The sequence below is a fragment of the Streptomyces sp. NPDC026659 genome (assembly GCF_040638245.1).
Classification (GTDB): domain Bacteria; phylum Actinomycetota; class Actinomycetes; order Streptomycetales; family Streptomycetaceae; genus Streptomyces.
The window spans coordinates 159,824-177,673 of the sequence record NZ_JBEZXY010000006.1 but is presented as its reverse complement, the minus strand read 5'-3'; the positions used below and the strand labels follow the sequence as shown (position 1 = coordinate 177,673).

Sequence of the window (17,850 nt, the reverse complement as noted above, 5' to 3'; positions counted from 1 at the left end):
GGAAGTCGGGTGATCCATGCGGATCCGCCGAGGCCGGGCGGAGCTGGGGAGGTGGCGGTACGACGGATGCCCCCGTCCCAGGTGGGAGGGGGCATCCGGTGGCGGTGCGGCGGCGCTCAGGTCACGTCGTCGTAGTCGCTCGACCGCTCGCCGGTCGCCTGCTCGGGCAGGGTGCGGCTGGCGGGGACGGGCTCGACGGCTCCGATGGCCTCGGGGGTGAGGTCCAGCTCGGAGGCCTCGTCGTCGGCGGGGCCCGCGGCCAGGCGGCGGGCCTTGCGCCGGTCGTTGAGCAGCGAGAGGACGACCGCGCCGAAGTACAGCACCCAGATCGGCGCGGCGAGCGCCAGCATGGTCAGCGGGTCGGTGCTGGGGGTGGCGACGGCCGCGAAGACGGTGATGCCGAGGATCATGCCGCGCCACCAGCCGAGCATCCGCTTGCCGGTGAGCACGCCGGTCAGGTTGAGCATGACCAGCAGGAGCGGCAGCTCGAAGGAGAGGCCGAAGACGAGCACCATGCGCATGACGATGTCGAGGAGATCGTCCAGCGGCAGCAGGTTGTCGGCGTTGTCCGGGGTGAACCCGATCAGGACCTTCGCCGAGGTGGGCAGCACCTTGTAGGCGAAGTAGGCACCGGCGAAGAACAGCGGGGCGCCGGTGGCGACGAAGCCGAGCGCGTACTTCTTCTCGTGCCGGTGCAGACCCGGGGCGATGAACGCCCACAGCTGGTACAGCCACACCGGGGAGGCGGCCACGACACCGGCCATGAGGGAGACCTTCAGCGCCAGCGTGAACGGTCCGAGCAGGCCGTTGACCGTGATCCGCGCGCAGGTGTGGCCGTCCTGCGCCTTCGCCAGTTCCGCGAAGGACTTGGTGCAGCCGACCGAGTCCATGATCGGCCTGGTGACGACATCGATGATGTCGTTGTAGTAGAAGGCGGCGGCACACGTCACCAGCGTGACGGCCAGCAGCGCCTTCGCAAGCCGGTTGCGCAGCTCACGCAGGTGGTCCGCCAGGGGCATCCGCCCCTCGGGGTCCTTCTCCTGCTTGCGGGCAGACTTGAGCAACCCACGTCCTCATCTCGTGCGGCAGGCCGGGGGTCCGGCCGCGGGTCAGCGCTTGGTGGTGTCCGTCGGCTCGTTGACCGGGCGCGAGCTGTTCACGTCGCCCGGGGCGGCCTGGATGGTGCGCTGCGCGGGGGGCTGCTCGCCGGTGGCCGGCGAGGTGGCCTGAGTGCTGCCGCCCTCCTCCTTCATGGCCTTGGCCTCGCTCTTGAGGATGCGCGCGGACTTGCCGAGCGAGCGGGCCATGTCCGGAAGCTTCTTCGCGCCGAACAGCAGGATGATGACGACGAGGAGGAGAATGATCTCGGGGGCTCCGAGCCTTCCGAACATAAGTCTTTACCTTCTCACCGAGGCGGCTGGATGGGGTGCCGTCCGAACAGTCGGGCAGGCGTCCGAGCGATCGTGGTCGTGGCGATCGTAACGCTCAGAGGTGAACGCGAAGCGATCCCCGCGCATCGTCCCGGTCCGCGATGCGAGCCTCGTTCCGCGCACCGCGAGAAGCAGCGTACCTGCCCGCCCCGGTCGTCCGACAGGAGGAGGGGCGCCCCGCCCTTGGTGCGGCCGGGGGTTCGGGGGCCCGGGATGGCGGACGTCACAGCGTGTCGGCGGCCCGTGCCGCGCTGACCGCGGCCCGCTCCAGGTCCTCCGCCGCCCGGCCGATGCGCTCGGCCGACCGCGCGACCTGCTCCCCGAGGCCGCGCGCCGCCAGGAACACCCGGACGGCGAGCACCCCCAGGACGAGAAGACCCAGGAAACCCACGGCTACCGCGAACATCGGCCAGAACATGCCGTTGAGCCTAGACGGTTCCGAACGGTCGGCCGGTCACGGGTGGAGTGCGGCCGTCGGCCCACGCGCTCCTACGGCCATGGGGCTACGCGGTGGAGTGCAGCCGCAGCGTGCTCACCCCGCCGCCGGTCAGCAGCTCCACGATCCGTTCCCCGGCCGGTTTACGGACGGCCGCGCCGCAGCCGGGGCAGGTGAAGGCGTAGAAGGTGGTGCGGCTGGAGGCTCCGACGGCCAGGCGCAGCGCGCTCGCGGCGAGTTCGAAGCGGCCCCGGCAGTCCGGGCAGCCCGCCTTGAACACCACCGGCACCACGCGCCGCATCCCGGCGAAGGCGGCGGCGACCGTCATCCCCCGGACCCCCGTCCCCCGGCCACCGCCCGCTGTCCGGGCCTCGGACACCGAAACCTCGCTCACAGCCCGCGCTCCCCCCGGTCGTGCGTCCCGTCCGCGCCGCCGGACACCCCCTCCGACCCGCCGTCGGCGCTGTCGTGGGCGTCGTACGACTCGTACGCCGCCAGTGCCTCGCGGGCCGCCCGGCGGGCGCTGTCGGCCAGTTCGGGCGGCGAGACGATCCGGCCGTCACGGCCGAGCCGCAGCGCGAGGCGCCGCAGGGAAGCCGGGTCGGGGGTGCGCAGGGTGATGCGCAGCCCGCCGTCGGGAAGCTCGTCGGCGCTGTCGTGCGGGTAGTACTCGGCGACCCAGCGGCCGCCCGGGCCGACCTCGATCACGACCTCGGGGTCCTCGGCGGCCGGCTGCACCAGCGCCTCGGAGAGGTCGCGGGGTGCTATCTCGGGCGGCGCGGACGGCTCGTCCAGGATGCGGATCTCGGCCACCCGGTCCAGGCGGAAGGTGCGGCGCGCCTCCGAGCGGCGGCACCATGCCTCGACGTAGGTGTGGCCGACGCTGACCAGCCGGATCGGGTCGATCTCGCGCTCGGTCAGCTCGTCGCGGGCCGGGGAGTAGTAGCGGATCCACAGCCTGCGGCGCTCGGAGATGGCCCGGTCCACGTCGGCGAAGACACCGCCCTCGGACTCGAAGGTCACCGAGAGCCGTGAGCTGGCCCCGGCGGCCTCGCCCGCGGCGGTCTCCACCTTGGCGGTGGCGCGCAGCAGTGCCTGGCGGTCGCTCTCGCGCAGTCCGGGCAGCGTGGCCACCGCGCGGGCGGCGACCAGCAGCGCGGTCGCCTCGTCGGCGGCCAGCCGGAGCGGCTCGGCGGCGTCCGCGCCGAGGGCGGCGGGGTTGTGCCACCAGATGCGCTCGCCGTCGGTGTCGATGTCGAGGAGGTCGCCGCCCCGGAAGCTGGTGCCGCACATGGGCAGCACGTCGAGGTCGGAGACCAGTTCGTCCTCGGTGATGCCGAAGGCGCGCGCCACGTCCGCGATCCGGGCGCCGGGGCGCTCGCGCAGATAGGTCACCAGGGACAGCATCCGCCGTGTCTGGTCGATGGCGTTGGCGGGCCTGACCGCTTTTCCTGCCATGGTTGTGCTCAGCTCCCCCATCAGCCCTTGGCCACGGCACGCAGCCGGTCCACCACGTCCGCGCGCAGCTCGGCCGGTTCCAGCACGACGACGTCGGGCCCGAACTCCACCAGCCAGGCGTCGAGGCCGTGCCCGTACGGAATCTCCAGCTCGTCCCAGCCGTCGCCGAGGTCGCGGACCTTGGCGGCCTTCGCCCGCAGCGGGTACCCGGCGCCGGAGCGCAGCCGGATCAGCGCCGAGCGGTCGGCGCTCTCGCCCGCCCACCCGGCGACGGTCTCGCGCACGGTGACGACGTCGGGCACCGGCGCGGTGAAGCCGGTGCCGCGCGCGCGGACCTTGCCGGTGATCCGGGAGAGCCTGAAGACGCGCTCGGCGCCCCGGTCGCGGTCGTAGCCCGCGAGGTACCAGTGGCCGCGCCAGCACTCCAGCGCCCACGGCTCGACGTGCCGGGGCTCGGGGTGGGCGGCGGAGGCCTTGCGGTAGTCGAAGAGCACCGGGCGGCGGTCGCGGCAGGCCAGCATCAGCGGCTCGAAGGCGGCCTCGTGCACCGGGATGCGCGGCTCCAGGGCGCCGTGCGCGCCGTAGGGGTCCACGTCCTCGGGGAGTCCGGCCGCGCGCAGCTTCTGCAGGGCGCCGCTGGCGGCACCGGCGAGGCGGGCCTGCTGCCAGACCTTGGCGGCGAGCCCGAGGGCGGCGGCCTCCTCGGCGTCCAGGGTGATGGGCGGCAGCCGGTTGCTGTCGCCGCGGGCGAGATAGCCGACCTCGCCCTCGATGTTCTCGACGGTCTCGATGACGAGACCCAGTTCGCGCAGATCGTCCTTGTCCCGCTCGAACATGCGGTTGAAGGCGTCGTCCGAGCCCGCTTCCAGGTACGCCTCGATGGACTCGCGCAGCTCGCGCTTGCTGAGCGGTCGCCGTGTGCCGAGCAGACACAGCGCTAGGTTCATCAGCCGCTCGGCCTTGGCAATGGCCATCGACGCCCTTCGCCTCCCTCTGGTGCTTCCGATCGTCGACCGTACCGCTCCGCGGTGGCGCGGCAAAAGCCAGAACAAAGAAGAAGGGCCATTACGGACAGCACAGGTCATAAAAGAAGGGCCCGTACGCCAGGTACGGGCCCTTCTTCGATCAGATCCGGTCGGTCACCGGGTCAGCGCTTGCCCACGCCCACCAGGTCGCAGACGAAGATCAGCGTCTCGCCCGGGGCGATCGCGCGACCCGCGCCACGGTCGCCGTAGGCGAGGTTCGCCGGGATGGTCAGCTGACGGCGGCCGCCGACCTTCATGCCCTGCACGCCCTTGTCCCAGCCCTGGATGACCTGGCCGACACCGAGCTGGAACTCCAGCGGCGTACCGCGGTTCCAGGAGGCGTCGAACTCCTCGCCGGTGGAGAACGCGACACCCACGTAGTGGACCTTGACGAAGTCGCCCGCCTGGGCGACCTCGCCGTCGCCCTCCCAGATCTCCTTGATCTCGAGGTCCACCGGCGGCTCGCCGCCCGGGAAGTCGATCTCCGGCTTGTCGATGTTCACGTCAAAAGCTCCTGCTTGTGTACGACACGTAACACGGACAGTCTTTCATTTCCCCCGGCTCCACCGCCCCTCGCGGGGCAAGGGGCACCCCCTACATCGCGGCGAGGATGTCCACCGTGAAGACCAGCGTGGAACCCTTCTTGATGTCGCCGCCACCGGGCGGGTTGTCCCCGTAGGCGAGGTCCGGCGGGACCACGACGAGCACACGGCTGCCGACCTTCTTGCCCGCGATCCCCTGCGCCAGCCCCTTGACGACCTGCTCCATCTGCTCCACGGAGAACTGGCTCAGCCGCCCGGTGCCGTACGTCTGCTGGAACACCTTGCCGCTGTCCCACACCAGCCCCTGGAACTGGCACAGCACCGTCTGGTCCTTCTTGACCGGCTGCCCGTCGCCCTCCAGCACGTAGTTCGACACCAGCTTCTTGGGCGGCGCCGACTTCGGGACGGTCACCTTCGGCGCGGCACCGTCGGTGTTGGTGCCGACCTTCGGCAGCGCCGCGTCGTTCTGCGGGACGCTCCTGCCCTTCGCCGAGCTCTTGGAGTTGAAGGAGTCGATCACGTCGATGACGAACACCAGCGTGTCGGTGCCCTTGATGCCCGCCTGCGAGTTGCCCGACTCGCCGTACCCCCAGGTCGGCGGCACCGCGATCTCCACCCGGCTGCCGGTCTTCTTGCCCGTCAGCGCGTACCGCCAGCCGTCGATGATGCTGCCCTGCGCGAGCTGGATCACCAGCGGCTGCCGGTCGTAGGAGTTGTCGAAGACCTTGCCCGAGCTCCAGATCTGGCCCAGGTAGTTCGCCTGCACGAAGTCGTTCTCCGCGACCGTACGGCCGTTGCCCGCGATAACCGTGCGCACCGCCAGGTTCTTCGACGGCTCCCCCTCGCCCTTCGCCACCGTCGGCTTCTGGCCGAACTCCTTGCCCGCCGTGATCGCCGGCAGCGGACCGTCCACGATCTTCGGCGGTGGCGCGGACGACACCGCCGGAGACGGAGAAGCGCTCGCCTTGCTGGACTTCGAATCCCCGTCGCCACACCCGGCGAGCGTGACCAGTCCTGCGGGAACGGCGGCGGCGAGGAGCAGTGAACGTCGGCGCACGGAGTTGCCTCGTAATCGGTCGATCTTGCGGATTGGCGTGCGCGCAACTCTACGGCGTGAGAAGGGCGCCGTACGGTAAACGTACGGCGCCCGTGTGGCGATCCGTCAGACGCCCGCGGAAAAACCACCCTTCACGCGGACCGGACTACATTCCCGCGATCAGCTTCTCCACCCGGTCGTCCACCGAACGGAACGGGTCCTTGCACAACACGGTGCGCTGCGCCTGGTCGTTGAGCTTCAGATGCACCCAGTCCACCGTGAAGTCCCGGCGCTGCTCCTGCGCCCGCCGGATGAAGTCACCACGAAGGCGCGCCCGAGTCGTCTGCGGCGGCACCGACTTGCCCTCGAAGATCTTCAGGTCGTTGCAGATCCGCGTCGCCTGCCCCTTCCTCTCCAGCAGGTAGTACAGCCCACGACGACGGTGGATGTCGTGATACGCGAGGTCTATCTGCGCGACCCGCGGATGCGACATCGTCATGTTGTGCTTCTCGCGGTACCGCTCGATGAGCTTGTACTTCATCACCCAGTCGATCTCGGTACCGATCCGGTCCAACTCCTCAGTCTCGATCGCGTCCAGCGTGCGGCCCCACAGCTCCAGCACCTGCGCCACCGTGCCCGTGCGGATGCCCCGGCGGTCGCAGAAGTCGACCGCCTTGTCGAAGTACTCCCGCTGGACCTCCAGCGCGGAGGCCTCCCGGCCGCTGGCCAGGCGCACCTTGCGGCGCCCGGTGATGTCGTGGCTCACCTCGCGGATCGCCCGGATCGGGTTCTCCAGGGTGAGGTCCCGCATCACGGTGCCCGCCTCGATCATGCGCAGCACCAGGTCCGTCGCGCCCACCTTCAGCAGCATGGTCGTCTCGGACATGTTCGAGTCGCCCACGATGACATGCAGCCGCCGGTAGCGCTCGGCGTCCGCGTGCGGCTCGTCGCGGGTGTTGATGATGGGCCGCGAACGCGTCGTCGCCGACGACACGCCCTCCCAGATGTGCTCCGCCCGCTGACTGACGCAGTACACCGCGCCCCGCGGCGTCTGGAGCACCTTGCCCGCGCCGCACAGCAACTGCCTCGTCACCAGGAACGGGATGAGAATGTCCGCGAGGCGGGAGAACTCCCCGTGCCGGGCCACCAGATAGTTCTCGTGGCACCCGTACGAATTGCCCGCCGAGTCGGTGTTGTTCTTGAAAAGGTAGACGTCGCCCGCGATTCCCTCCTCGTGCAGGCGTCGTTCCGCGTCCACCAGGAGTCCTTCGAGAATGCGCTCGCCGGCCTTGTCGTGAGTGACCAGTTCGGTCACATTGTCACACTCGGGTGTCGCGTATTCCGGATGTGAGCCCACGTCGAGATACAGCCGGGCGCCGTTTCGCAGAAAGACATTGCTGCTGCGACCCCATGACACGACACGGCGGAAGAGGTACCGCGCCACCTCGTCAGGAGACAGACGCCGCTGTCCCCTGAACGTGCACGTGACGCCGTACTCGTTCTCCAGCCCGAAAATGCGGCGGTCCATGCATGAACATTACGCCCGATCACCTGAACTGAAACGGGGTTGGGCAGCACGATTCGGATCATTTTCCGAGGACACCACCACGACCCCGCCCACCACCGGGGCCGTCAGCACCCGCCCCGTGGCCAGCAGGACCAGCAACGACACCGCCCCCGCCATACCCGGCAGCGCGAAACCCCACAGCGCCCCGCCCGCCTCCACGACCGGACCCGCAAGGCCCGTACCCACCGACGCACCCACCACGAACGTCGTCACCAGCCACGAGAACGCCTCCGTGACCGTCCCCGCCGGAGCATGCCGGTCCACGATCACGAACGCACACGCGATGCACGGCGCCAGGAACACCCCCGCCAGCACCGACAGCAACACCATGGACACCGGACCCGGCATCAGCGTCAGCGGCACGTAACACACCGCCAGAAGCGCCACCAGCACCCGCAGCCGCCGCTCCGGCGCCCCGGCCCACCGCCGCGCCCCGTACACCGTCCCACCGGCCAGCGCACCCAGGCCCACCGCCGCCATCATCCAGCCGTACACCGCGTCACCACCGTGACCGTCCGCGTACGACACCGCCGCCACCGCGATCGACCCCATCGCGATGCCCACGAACAGGAACGCGGCGAGCAGCGCCAGCAGCCCCGGCGAACGCAGCGCACCCAGCCAGTGCGCCTCCCTCGGCTCCGAACGCCACTCCCGCGACGGCCGCGAGACCACCACCGACAACGCCCCGAGCATCCCCAGCGCGTTCAGCACCAGCAGCGCCGCCCGCTCCGACCACAGCGACACGCACAGCGTCACCAGCAGCGGGCCCACCGTGAACATCACCTCCTGCGCCACCGCGTCCAGCGCGTACGCCGTGTGCACCTGGTCCTCCCGGCGCAGCACCGACGGCCACAACGCCCGCAGCCCGCCCTCCAGCGGCGGCGTGAACAGCCCCGACGCCGCCACCAGGACGTACGCCGGCAGCGAACCGATGCCCACGAAGGCGAACCCCGACATCGCCAGCGCCGACAGCACCGACGCCGGAAGCTGCACCCGGGGCTGCCCGTAGAGGTCCACCAGGCGGCCCAGCAGCGGCTGCCCCACCGCGTTCGCCACGCCGTACACCGCCGCCAGCGCCCCAGCCAGGCTGTACGAACCCCCCTCGGCCCGCACGAACAGCAACAGCGCGATCGACGCCACCGCGTTGGGCAGCCGCCCCACCAGAGTGCCCGTGAGCAGCCTCACCGCGTGTTTCGCCCGCAGGATCTCCAGATACCCCGTCGCCATGTGCAGCCCTTCGCCCAAGCCCCTCCGGGCCGCCTCGACGCCTCCGAAGTGTTACGTATAACTAACGCATTCATACGTACCATGTGCGCTGTTCACCCGTCCACACGAAGGAGCAGGCCCACGGTGGCACGCAGCAGCAGCACGCGCCCGACCAGCCGTGACGTGGCCACGGCCGCCGGAGTCTCCCAGGCCGCCGTCTCCCTCGTACTCGGCGACAAATGGCGCGGCCGCGTCTCCGAGACCACCGCCGAACGCGTCCGCGAAGCCGCCCGCACCCTCGGCTACCGACCCAACCTCGCCGCCCGCAACCTCCGCCTCGGCAGCACCCGCACCGTCCTCCTCGTCGTCCCCGCCCTCACCACCGAGTTCTTCGCCGGCGTCTACACCGGCGCCGCCCGCGTCGCCGCCCGCCACGGCTTCGGCGTCGTCCTCTACCCCTCCCCCGAAGGCGTCGGCCCGGCCCGCGACCCCTTCGCCTCCGCCGAAGCCGCCCTCGACGGCGTCATCGCCTCCTCCATGGCCGCCGACGCCCTCACCGCCATCCGCGGCGACCAACTCCCCCTCGTCATGCTCGACAGCGACCCCCACGGCAGCCTCGGCGCCGCCACCGTCAACCTCGACATCGCCGACGGCGTCCGCCAGGTCGCCGACCACCTCCTCGGCCTCGGCCACCGACACCTCCTCCACCTCGCCGCCGACATCCCCTCCTGGACCTTCCGCGCCCGCGCCCAGGAACTCGCCGACCGCCTCGCCGCCACACCCGGCACCCGGCTGCGCACCACCACCGCCCCCATCACCATCGAAGACGCCCGCGCCGCCACCGAAGCCGCCCTCACCACACCAGGACCCCGCCCCACCGCCGTCGTCTGCGACGACGACAAACTCGCCGCCGGCGCCTACAAGGCCCTGCGCCGTCTCGGACTGCGCGTCCCCGACGACATCTCCGTCACCGGCCTCGACGACCTCGCCCTCGCCACCGCCATCGACCCCGAACTCACCACCGTCCGCCTCGACGCCGAACTCTTCGGCGAACGCGGCATGGAAGCCCTCCTGGCCGTCCTGGACGGCCGCGCACCCACGAACGGGGACATCCCCGTCCAACTCGTCGTACGGGGCTCCACAGGCCCGGCCAGGGCCGTCTAAGCGCGTCCAAGGGGCCACGGTGCCCGGACACACGGAAGCCCCGGCCGGAGAACCGGCCGGGGCTTCACCAGGGTCCCGGAAGGATCACTCCTCCTCGGAGCCCCCCTCCACGGAACTCTCCGCCTCCGTCGCCGCACCGTCCGCCTCCAGCAGACGGTCCAGCTGACGGCCCACGATCCGCTTGAACTTCCGCTTCTGCGGGCGCGTACGGTCCAGCACCGCCACCTCCAGGCGCTCCGCCGGAATCTCCCGCTCACTGCCGTTGGTGTCCCGCGACAGCGCCTGCACGGCCAGCTTCAGCGCCTCCGCCAGCGTCATCCCGTCCCGGTGCCGCTGGTCCAGGAACGTGCTGATCTGCTCCGCGTTGCCGCCCACCGCGACCGAACCGTGCTCGTCCACGATGGAACCGTCGTGCGGCAGCCGGTAGATCTGGTCGCCGTCCGGAGTCTCACCGACCTCCGCCACCACCAGCTCCACCTCGTACGGCTTCTCGGCCGCCGAGGAGAAGATCGTGCCCAGCGTCTGCGCGTACACGTTCGCCAGACCGCGCGCGGTCACGTCGTCACGGTCGTAGGTGTAACCACGCAGGTCCGCGTAGCGCACACCGCCGATGCGCAGGTTCTCGTACTCGTTGTACTTGCCGGCGGCCGCGAAACCGATCCGGTCGTAGATCTCGCTGAACTTGTGCAGCGCACGGGACGGGTTCTCACCGACGAACACGATGCCGTCGGCGTACTGCATGACCACCAGACTGCGACCGCGCGCGATGCCCTTGCGGGCGTACTCCGCGCGGTCCGCCATGGCCTGCTGGGGTGAGACATAGAACGGCGTCGACACCGGTTATCCGTCCCTTTCTGTCATGGTCACTGAATCACCTCGGCTTGAGAAGTCCGGCCGGGAAGTCCGGCCCGCGCTCAGAGCAGCGCGGCCCGCGGACCGTCCGGCTCCTCCAGACGCCGCTGGAGCACCGCACGCGAGATCTCGGACGCCTCGTCCTCGGTCAGCCTGCGGAAGCCGTCCTCGGTGATCACGGTGATGATCGGATAGATCCGGCGCGCGACGTCGGGACCACCGGTCGCCGAGTCGTCGTCGGCCGCGTCGTACAGCGCCTGTACGACGAGGGTGGTGGCCTGCTCCTCGGTCAGGTCGTCCCGGAACAGCTTCTTCATCGCACCCCGCGCGAAGACCGAGCCGGAGCCCGTCGACGCGAAATTGTGCTCCTCGGAGCGGCCGCCGGTGACGTCGTAGGAGAAGATGCGGCCCTTGTCGCGGTCCACGTCGTACCCCGCGAACAGGGGGACCACGGCCAGGCCCTGCATGGCCATGCCGAGGTTGGAACGGATCATGGTCGACAGCCGGTTCGCCTTGCCCTCCAGGGACAGCTGGGCGCCCTCGACCTTCTCGAAGTGCTCCAGCTCCAGCTGGAAGAGCTTCACCATCTCCACGGCGAGACCGGCGGTGCCGGCGATACCGACGGCCGAGTACTCGTCCGCCGGGAACACCTTCTCGATGTCCCGCTGCGCGATGACATTGCCCATGGTGGCCCGCCGGTCACCGGCGAGCACGACGCCCCCGGGGAACGTGACGGCCACGATGGTCGTGCCGTGCGGGGCCTCGATCACACCCTGCGTGGGCGGCAGCGTCCGCTTGCCGGGCAGCATCTCGGGCTGGTGGTCCGAGAGAAAGTCCATGAACGAGGAGGACCCCGGCGTCAGGAAGGCAGCTGGTAGACGCCCGGTGCCACGAGTATTGGCTTCCACGAGATTCCTTCCAGATAGGCGGCGGCCCGGCGTACGGCCCCGGGGTCGTCCCCCAGCTTGCCAATGGCCGAATTGCAGTTGAAGCACAGTACGCCACGGACCCTACCCGTCTTGTGGCAGTGATCCACATGTGCGGCGGGGGCGTTCAGACAGATCACGCAGAGACCGCGCTGTGCGGCGATCATGGCGTCTCGTTCGGCTTCGGTCAGGCCGTAATTACGCTTCAGGTGATGAGCGCGGCCTTTGGCCGCCCGACATGCCTTACAGCTCGTTGACAGACCATCGGAGGCCGATGCATTGCGATGCCACTCGCTCCACGGCTTGACCGTATTGCAGCTCCGACAGAACTTGTATCCCTCGGGCGTTTCCACCCGCGGCCTCACGTTCTTCCCTTTCGCCAGTTGGCGAGCTTGGTGGTAAGCCGCCCAGCACTCCCGGCAGTAGGCCTGCAAACCGTCACGAGCTGACTTGTTGCTGGCGAACGCCGCCCGCGGCTTGGTCTCCTTGCACCGCGAGCAGCGCTTCGCCTTCAACTCTTTCACTCACACCCCCGCACCTTCGATTCGAAGGCAGAACCGGCCTACTGGCCACCCTTCTGAACGAAACTTCGCACGAAGTCCTCAGCATTCTCCTCGAGGACATCGTCGATCTCGTCCAGAACCGAGTCCACGTCGTCGCTCAGCTTTTCCTGGCGCTCCTTGAGGTCCTCGGAGCCCTGTGCGTCCTGTGTCTGCTCCTCGGCCTCTTCGGTGGAGCGTGTGGCCTTCTGCTGGCCGCCGCCGGTGTCCTTGGTCGCCATATCCCTCACCCCGCTCAGTTCGCCGTTCGGTGATGATCAGACCCTACAAGCCGGGTCCGACATCGGCCCCGTAGTTCAGGGAACGTACGGGGGCCATATCGATGATTCCCTGGCGCCGGGTTTTCCACCCTGCGGAGGGAGCCCAATCAATGCCCCACGCAGGGGTTTCAATTGCCGGAGAGCACCCTGACCAGCTCGTCCGCCGTGCGGCAGCGGTCCAGCAGCTCCTTGACGTGATTTCGCGTTCCGCGAAGCGGTTCCAGGGTCGGCACCCGCTGGAGCGAGTCGCGGCCCGGGAGATCGAAGATGACCGAGTCCCAGGAGGCCGCGGCCACGTCGTCCGCGTACTGCTCCAGGCAGCGGCCGCGGAAGTACGCCCGGGTGTCCTCCGGCGGCTTGGTGCGCGCCCGCTCGACCTCGTCCTCGGTCAGGAGGCGCTTCATCCGGCCCCGGGCCGCCAGCCGGTTGTAGAGGCCCTTCTCGGGGCGTACGTCGGCGTACTGGAGGTCGACCAGGTGCAGCCGGGCGGCGTCCCAGTCGAGGTTGTCGCGGCGGCGGTAGCCCTCCATGAGCTCCCGCTTGGCGACCCAGTCCAGCTCGCCGGCCAGGCTCATCGGGTCGTTCTCGAGCCGGGTGAGGGTGTCCTCCCAGCGGGCGAGGACGTCCTTGGTCTGGTCGTCGGCGTCGGCGCCGTAGCGCTCCTCCACGTACTTGCGCGACAGCTCGAAGTACTCCATCTGTAGCTGCACCGCAGTGAGCGTGCGTCCGCTGCGGAGTGTGACGAGGCGCTTGAGCGAGGGGTCGTGCGAGACCTGGTGGAGGGTGCGTACGGGCTGGTCGACAGCGAGGTCCACGGCGATGAAGCCGTCCTCGATCATGGAGAGGACCAGTGCCGTGGTGCCGAGCTTGAGGTAGGTCGAGATCTCGGAGAGGTTGGCGTCGCCGATGATCACGTGCAGGCGGCGGTACTTCTCCGCGTCCGCGTGGGGTTCGTCGCGGGTGTTGATGATCGGGCGCTTGAGGGTGGTCTCCAGGCCGACCTCGACCTCGAAGTAGTCGGCGCGCTGGCTGAGCTGGAAGCCGTGTTCGTGGCCGTCCTGGCCGATGCCGACGCGTCCGGCGCCCGCGAAGACCTGGCGGGAGACGAAGAAGGGCGTGAGGTGGCGCACGATGTCCGAGAAGGCGGTCTCCCGCTTCATCAGGTAGTTCTCGTGCGTGCCGTAGGAGGCGCCCTTGTTGTCGGTGTTGTTCTTGTAGAGGTGGATGGGCTGGGCGCCGGGCAGTGCGGCGGCGCGTTCGGCGGCCTCGGCCATGATGCGTTCGCCCGCCTTGTCCCAGAGGACGGCGTCGCGGGGGTTGGTGACCTCGGGGGCGCTGTACTCGGGGTGGGCGTGGTCGACGTAGAGGCGGGCGCCGTTGGTGAGGATGACGTTGGCGAGGCCGATGTCCTCGTCGGTGAGCTGGCTGGAGTCGGCGGCCTCCCGTGCGAGGTCGAAACCGCGCGCGTCGCGCAGCGGGTTCTCCTCCTCGAAGTCCCAGCGGGCCCGGCGGGCCCGGTGCATCGCCGCCGCGTAGGCGTTGACGATCTGGGACGAGGTGAGCATGGCATTGGCGTTGGGGTGGCCGGGGACGGAGATGCCGTACTCCGTCTCGATGCCCATTACTCGCCGTACGGTCATGCGGCCCTCCTTGCCCGGCGGCGCCCTCGGTGGTGGGCGCCGCTCGCGTACCGCTGGCGCTCCGGTGCGTGTGCGGTGCCCGTCCCCGCACTGCGCGACTCGGCGGTAGGAAAGAGCCTAGAACGCCTTTGCGCTGGTGTGGAGATCATTTGCGTCTTTGCCTGGTGCGGTGGCGGTCCGGAAAAGCAGGCGGCTGCGGGTGCCCCGCCGGGGGCACCCGCAGCCGGCCGGCCTTTTACAGGTACTGACCGGTGTTCGCCACCGTGTCGATGGAGCGTCCGGTGTCCGCGCCCTGCTTTCCGGTGATGAGGGTGCGGATGTAGACGATCCGCTCGCCCTTCTTTCCGGAGATGCGGGCCCAGTCGTCCGGGTTGGTGGTGTTGGGCAGGTCCTCGTTCTCCTTGAACTCGTCCACGCAGGCCTGGAGGAGGTGGGAGACGCGGAGGCCCTTCTGGGTCTTTTCGAGGAAGTCCTTGATGGCCATCTTCTTGGCGCGGCCCACGATGTTTTCGATCATGGCGCCGGAATTGAAGTCCTTGAAGTAGAGGACTTCCTTGTCGCCGTTGGCGTAGGTGACTTCCAGGAAGCGGTTTTCCTCGGATTCGGCGTACATCTGCTCGACCGCCGTCTGGATCATGCTCTGGACGGTGGTGGTCTTGTCGCCGCCGTGCTCGCCGAGGTCGTCGGCGTGCAGCGGGAGGCGTTCGGTGAGGTACTTGCCGAAGATGTCCTTGGCGGCTTCGGCGTCCGGGCGCTCGATCTTGATCTTCACGTCGAGGCGGCCGGGGCGCAGGATGGCGGGGTCGATCATGTCCTCGCGGTTGGAGGCGCCGATGACGACCACGTTCTGCAGGCCCTCCACGCCGTCGATCTCGGCGAGCAGCTGGGGGACGATGGTGTTCTCCACGTCCGAGCTGACGCCCGATCCCCGGGTGCGGAAGAGGGATTCCATCTCGTCGAAGAAGACGATGACGGGGGTGCCCTCGCTGGCCTTCTCCCGGGCTCGCTGGAAGACGAGGCGGATCTGGCGCTCGGTCTCGCCGACGTACTTGTTGAGGAGTTCGGGGCCCTTGATGTTGAGGAAGAAGCTCTTGCCGGCGGCCTGGCCGGTGACCTCGGCGACCTTCTTGGCCAGCGAGTTGGCGACGGCCTTGGCGATGAGCGTCTTGCCGCATCCGGGGGGTCCGTAGAGGAGGACTCCCTTGGGCGGGCGGAGTTCGTGCTCCTTGAACAGGTCGGGGTAGAGGTACGGCAGCTCGACCGCGTCGCGGATGGCCTCGATCTGGCCGCCGAGGCCGCCGATCTGCTCGTAGCCGATGTCGGGGACCTCTTCGAGGACGAGTTCCTCGACCTCGCTCTTGGGAACGATCTCGTAGACATAGCCGGAACGGGGTTCGAGCAGGAGGGCGTCACCGGGCCGGATGGTGATGCCCCGGAGGGGTTCGGCGAGCCGGACCACTCGTTCCTCGTCGGTGTGGCCCAGTACCAGGGCGCGTTCGCCGTCCTCGAGGATCTCCTTGAGGGTGACGATGTCGCCGACGCTCTCGAACTCCATGGCCTCGACCACGTTGAGCGCTTCGTTGAGCATCAGCTCCTGGCCGCGCCTGAGTTCGTCGAGTTCGACGCTGGGGCTCACGTTCACGCGGAGCTTGCGGCCGCCGGTGAAGATGTCGGCGGTGCCGTCCTCGTTGGCCTGGAGGAAAACTCCGAAGCCTGCCGGGGGCTGGGCGAGCCGGTCGACCTCTTCCTTGAGGGCCACGATCTGGTCGCGGGCCTCACGGAGCGTGTTGGCCAGGCGTTCGTTCTGCGCGGAGACGCCGGCCAGATTGGTCTGCAGCTCGACGATCCGCTCCTCGAGAATCCTCGTGTGCCGCGGAGAGTCGGCGAGCTTGCGTCGCAGGACGGCGATCTCCTGCTCAAGGTAGGCGATCTGCCCGGACGGGTCGTCGGACCCTCGTCCCGGGCGGATGCCGCGGTTCATGTCGTCGTCGTGGGCTGCCACGGTCCTCACCTCCTCCAAGGGGAGCTGGACGCTTCCAGACCCTACCTGGGTGGGTGTCGATTGAAACCCCTAGATCACAAAGACTGTCAAGGTGTGTCGTCGGTCACCCGGTGCGCTCCCTCTCGCACGGAGGGGATACCCACTCAACGTGATTCGGAAGCCGCTTGTTCCGTGCCGGGTGTGGTCAAGACCCTTCAGGAGTGGCTGGAGTTGTCCGGTGCGGGTCGTCCGGCCGGTTCCTGGGCAGGAGTACGAGAGTTCATACGATGATCACACAGAGCAATGATCCGAGTGGCCGGGGTGAGACGAGGGGGCTTGGGGGGCCGCTTCCGGGCGGCTTGATTTCGCCGGTGCCCGGTGGCGTTCGACCGCGCGCGCCGTCCCTGCCGCGCCCTGCCGTGCGCGGGGAGAAACCCCCGCACCCCGGCGCACAGGAGCGAAAAGCAGGCGGGAGGTAGGGTCGGGGTGTTCATGAGCGGCCGGGACCGACCGGGCCGGGGCGCGCCCCCGGACCGTCGCCCGGCGAACCGACGGCAGGAGAGGTGACCGTGCAGCAGGAGGCCCCGGGCGGCGAGGCGCTGGAGGTCTGGATCGACCAGGACCTGTGTACCGGCGACGGCATCTGCGTCCAGTACGCGCCGGAGGTGTTCGAGCTGGACATCGACGGGCTGGCCTATGTGAAGAGCGCCGACGACGAGCTGCTCCAGGAGGCGGGAGCCACCACGGGTGTGCCGCTGCCATTGCTGACGGACGTGGTGGACTCGGCGAAGGAGTGTCCGGGCGCGTGCATCCATGTACGCCGCGTTTCGGACAAGGTAGAGGTGTACGGCCCCGACGCGGACTAAGCCGGGGGCGCGGGTCCGGGCGGACCCGGTTGTTTCGTGGCGCGCGTGCGTGCCGGTGGAAGCCGGCGGCACGCGCGCGCGTGTATGCGCGTACGGGCGCGGTAGCGGTTGAGGACGTCGGAAGCCGTGCGGGCGGCGGTCAGACGCTGTGGGACGCCGTGGGCGTGGAGCGTATGAAGGCGTTGCCCTTCCACTGCCACTGGGCGGGGGTCTTCACGTCGGGGCAGCAGCTGGGCACGTCGTCGGAGGAGTATCCGAGCAGCGTGGCGGTCACGGTGCGCGCGCCCACGGCGAGGTCGGTGACGGTGAGCCGGTCCTTGGGGTCGACGAGGGTGGCGACGACGCGGGAGCCGGTGCCGTCGTGGTTCCGGGTCAGGACGTAGAGGCCGTCGGGCGGGGTGCCCATGGCGGAGTCGCAGTGGACGACGGCGACGGTCTCCGGGTTGCCGTCCCCGTCGAGGTCCCCGGTGGCCTTCTTGGCGACCAGGGCCTTGACCGGGCCGCACTGCAGCGGGAAGGCGACGCCCTCGGTGACGGGTGGCGCGGCGGTGGTGCGGGCGGGCGCGGGGGCGCCGGTGGCGGGGGTTGCCTGGGCGGCGGTGGCCGGGCCGGGCTGCACGAGGGAGCACAGCGCGATCACCCCGGCGACCGCGGTGGCGGTGCCGGCCCAGTGGATGGGCTGGGGGTGGGCGTGGGCGAGCTCCGGGACGGCGGATTGCTGCACTAGGAGTGTCTCCTGTGAGGGCTGTGCCGAGGGGGTGGCCAGCATGGTGCCACAGGTCACTGTGCGGGGGGAACGGCGGGGTGGGGGCCGGTTTCCAGTGGTGGCGGGCGTGGTGGGTGCGGGGGCGCGGTTTCTGGTGCGGGGTCACGCGGAAGGCGCCGTGGCCGAGTTCCGGAC

19 protein-coding genes are annotated in these 17,850 nt (G+C 69.6%); 2 read left to right on the top strand and 17 right to left on the bottom strand.

The window, feature by feature from the left end; genetic code table 11:
- Positions 1–116: 116 nt before the first annotated feature.
- The 10 genes from tatC to AB0E91_RS17110 all read right to left on the bottom strand — a co-directional run bounded on the left by tatC (position 117) and on the right by AB0E91_RS17110 (position 8,721).
- A complete protein-coding gene (gene tatC / locus AB0E91_RS17155; RefSeq protein ID WP_361781790.1) occupies positions 117–1,064 on the bottom strand; it encodes a twin-arginine translocase subunit TatC in 948 nt (315 codons plus the stop codon).
- 45 nt (positions 1,065–1,109) lie between these two features.
- A complete protein-coding gene (gene tatA, locus AB0E91_RS17150; protein ID WP_361781787.1) occupies positions 1,110–1,391 on the bottom strand; it encodes a Sec-independent protein translocase subunit TatA in 282 nt (93 codons plus the stop codon).
- Between the two features lie 262 nt (positions 1,392–1,653).
- The gene (locus AB0E91_RS17145; protein WP_361781784.1) at positions 1,654–1,848 is read right to left on the bottom strand and encodes a hypothetical protein; all 195 of its coding nucleotides are present in this window, start codon (positions 1,846–1,848) and stop codon (positions 1,654–1,656) included.
- Between the two features lie 85 nt (positions 1,849–1,933).
- Positions 1,934–2,194, bottom strand: a complete 261-nt coding sequence (locus tag AB0E91_RS17140) for a hypothetical protein (RefSeq protein WP_161178678.1) — start codon at positions 2,192–2,194, stop codon at positions 1,934–1,936.
- 62 nt (positions 2,195–2,256) lie between these two features.
- Positions 2,257–3,324 carry a WYL domain-containing protein gene (locus AB0E91_RS17135; RefSeq protein ID WP_361781781.1) on the bottom strand — a complete coding sequence of 356 codons (1,068 nt, stop codon included), beginning with the start codon at positions 3,322–3,324 and terminating at the stop codon, positions 2,257–2,259.
- A gap of 20 nt (positions 3,325–3,344) precedes the next feature.
- Entirely contained in the window at positions 3,345–4,298 is a 954-nt protein-coding gene (locus AB0E91_RS17130) for a WYL domain-containing protein (RefSeq protein WP_161182305.1), read from the bottom strand.
- Positions 4,299–4,471: 173 nt separating this feature from the next.
- A complete protein-coding gene (locus AB0E91_RS17125) occupies positions 4,472–4,852 on the bottom strand; it encodes an FKBP-type peptidyl-prolyl cis-trans isomerase (protein ID WP_361114876.1) in 381 nt (126 codons plus the stop codon).
- Between the two features lie 91 nt (positions 4,853–4,943).
- Complete coding sequence (locus tag AB0E91_RS17120) at positions 4,944–5,948, bottom strand: FKBP-type peptidyl-prolyl cis-trans isomerase (protein WP_361781776.1); 1,005 nt, start codon at positions 5,946–5,948, stop codon at positions 4,944–4,946.
- 145 nt (positions 5,949–6,093) lie between these two features.
- Positions 6,094–7,455, bottom strand: coding sequence for a Pup--protein ligase (gene pafA / locus AB0E91_RS17115; protein WP_361781773.1), 1,362 nt, complete (start codon positions 7,453–7,455; stop codon positions 6,094–6,096).
- Positions 7,456–7,464: 9 nt separating this feature from the next.
- Entirely contained in the window at positions 7,465–8,721 is a 1,257-nt protein-coding gene (locus tag AB0E91_RS17110) for an MFS transporter (RefSeq protein ID WP_361781770.1), read from the bottom strand.
- Between the two features lie 81 nt (positions 8,722–8,802).
- Between AB0E91_RS17110 and AB0E91_RS17105 the strand changes: the two genes are divergently transcribed.
- Positions 8,803–9,864 (top strand): LacI family DNA-binding transcriptional regulator, encoded by a 1,062-nt coding sequence (locus tag AB0E91_RS17105; protein WP_361781767.1) that lies wholly within the window; start codon positions 8,803–8,805, stop codon positions 9,862–9,864.
- A gap of 84 nt (positions 9,865–9,948) precedes the next feature.
- Here the strand turns inward: AB0E91_RS17105 and prcA are convergent, their stop codons facing one another.
- From prcA to arc, 6 genes are all read right to left on the bottom strand, one after another.
- Positions 9,949–10,701, bottom strand: a complete 753-nt coding sequence (prcA, locus tag AB0E91_RS17100; RefSeq protein ID WP_361781764.1) for a proteasome subunit alpha — start codon at positions 10,699–10,701, stop codon at positions 9,949–9,951.
- A 77-nt stretch (positions 10,702–10,778) separates the two neighbouring features.
- Entirely contained in the window at positions 10,779–11,624 is an 846-nt protein-coding gene (prcB, locus tag AB0E91_RS17095; protein ID WP_361114890.1) for a proteasome subunit beta, read from the bottom strand.
- Positions 11,576–12,166: an endonuclease VII domain-containing protein gene (locus tag AB0E91_RS17090; protein WP_361781760.1), complete on the bottom strand. Its 591-nt coding sequence runs from the start codon at positions 12,164–12,166 to the stop codon at positions 11,576–11,578. The genes prcB and AB0E91_RS17090 overlap by 49 nt, the downstream gene beginning before the upstream one ends.
- A 38-nt stretch (positions 12,167–12,204) precedes the next feature.
- Positions 12,205–12,423 (bottom strand): ubiquitin-like protein Pup, encoded by a 219-nt coding sequence (locus tag AB0E91_RS17085; RefSeq protein WP_361781757.1) that lies wholly within the window; start codon positions 12,421–12,423, stop codon positions 12,205–12,207.
- 167 nt (positions 12,424–12,590) lie between these two features.
- The gene (gene dop, locus AB0E91_RS17080; RefSeq protein ID WP_343245775.1) at positions 12,591–14,102 is read right to left on the bottom strand and encodes a depupylase/deamidase Dop; all 1,512 of its coding nucleotides are present in this window, start codon (positions 14,100–14,102) and stop codon (positions 12,591–12,593) included.
- 235 nt (positions 14,103–14,337) lie between these two features.
- Entirely contained in the window at positions 14,338–16,104 is a 1,767-nt protein-coding gene (gene arc, locus AB0E91_RS17075) for a proteasome ATPase (protein ID WP_361781753.1), read from the bottom strand.
- Positions 16,105–16,646: 542 nt separating this feature from the next.
- Between arc and AB0E91_RS17070 the strand changes: the two genes are divergently transcribed.
- Positions 16,647–16,949, top strand: coding sequence for a ferredoxin (locus AB0E91_RS17070; protein ID WP_361781750.1), 303 nt, complete (start codon positions 16,647–16,649; stop codon positions 16,947–16,949).
- 139 nt (positions 16,950–17,088) lie between these two features.
- Here the strand turns inward: AB0E91_RS17070 and AB0E91_RS17065 are convergent, their stop codons facing one another.
- Entirely contained in the window at positions 17,089–17,673 is a 585-nt protein-coding gene (locus AB0E91_RS17065) for a hypothetical protein (protein ID WP_361781747.1), read from the bottom strand.
- Positions 17,674–17,850: the final 177 nt, after the last annotated feature.

Coding starts and splice junctions, on each gene's coding strand:
- AB0E91_RS17145 (WP_361781784.1), bottom strand. CDS start 1,848: ATGTTCTGGCCGATGTTCGCGGTAGCCGTGGGTTTCCTGGGTCTTCTC.
- AB0E91_RS17140 (WP_161178678.1), bottom strand. CDS start 2,194: ATGACGGTCGCCGCCGCCTTCGCCGGGATGCGGCGCGTGGTGCCGGTG.
- dop (WP_343245775.1), bottom strand. CDS start 14,102: ATGACCGTACGGCGAGTAATGGGCATCGAGACGGAGTACGGCATCTCC.
- AB0E91_RS17130 (WP_161182305.1), bottom strand. CDS start 4,298: ATGGCCATTGCCAAGGCCGAGCGGCTGATGAACCTAGCGCTGTGTCTG.
- AB0E91_RS17110 (WP_361781770.1), bottom strand. CDS start 8,721: ATGGCGACGGGGTATCTGGAGATCCTGCGGGCGAAACACGCGGTGAGG.
- AB0E91_RS17085 (WP_361781757.1), bottom strand. CDS start 12,423: ATGGCGACCAAGGACACCGGCGGCGGCCAGCAGAAGGCCACACGCTCC.
- tatA (WP_361781787.1), bottom strand. CDS start 1,391: ATGTTCGGAAGGCTCGGAGCCCCCGAGATCATTCTCCTCCTCGTCGTC.
- AB0E91_RS17135 (WP_361781781.1), bottom strand. CDS start 3,324: ATGGCAGGAAAAGCGGTCAGGCCCGCCAACGCCATCGACCAGACACGG.
- AB0E91_RS17105 (WP_361781767.1), top strand. CDS start 8,803: ATGTGCGCTGTTCACCCGTCCACACGAAGGAGCAGGCCCACGGTGGCA.
- pafA (WP_361781773.1), bottom strand. CDS start 7,455: ATGGACCGCCGCATTTTCGGGCTGGAGAACGAGTACGGCGTCACGTGC.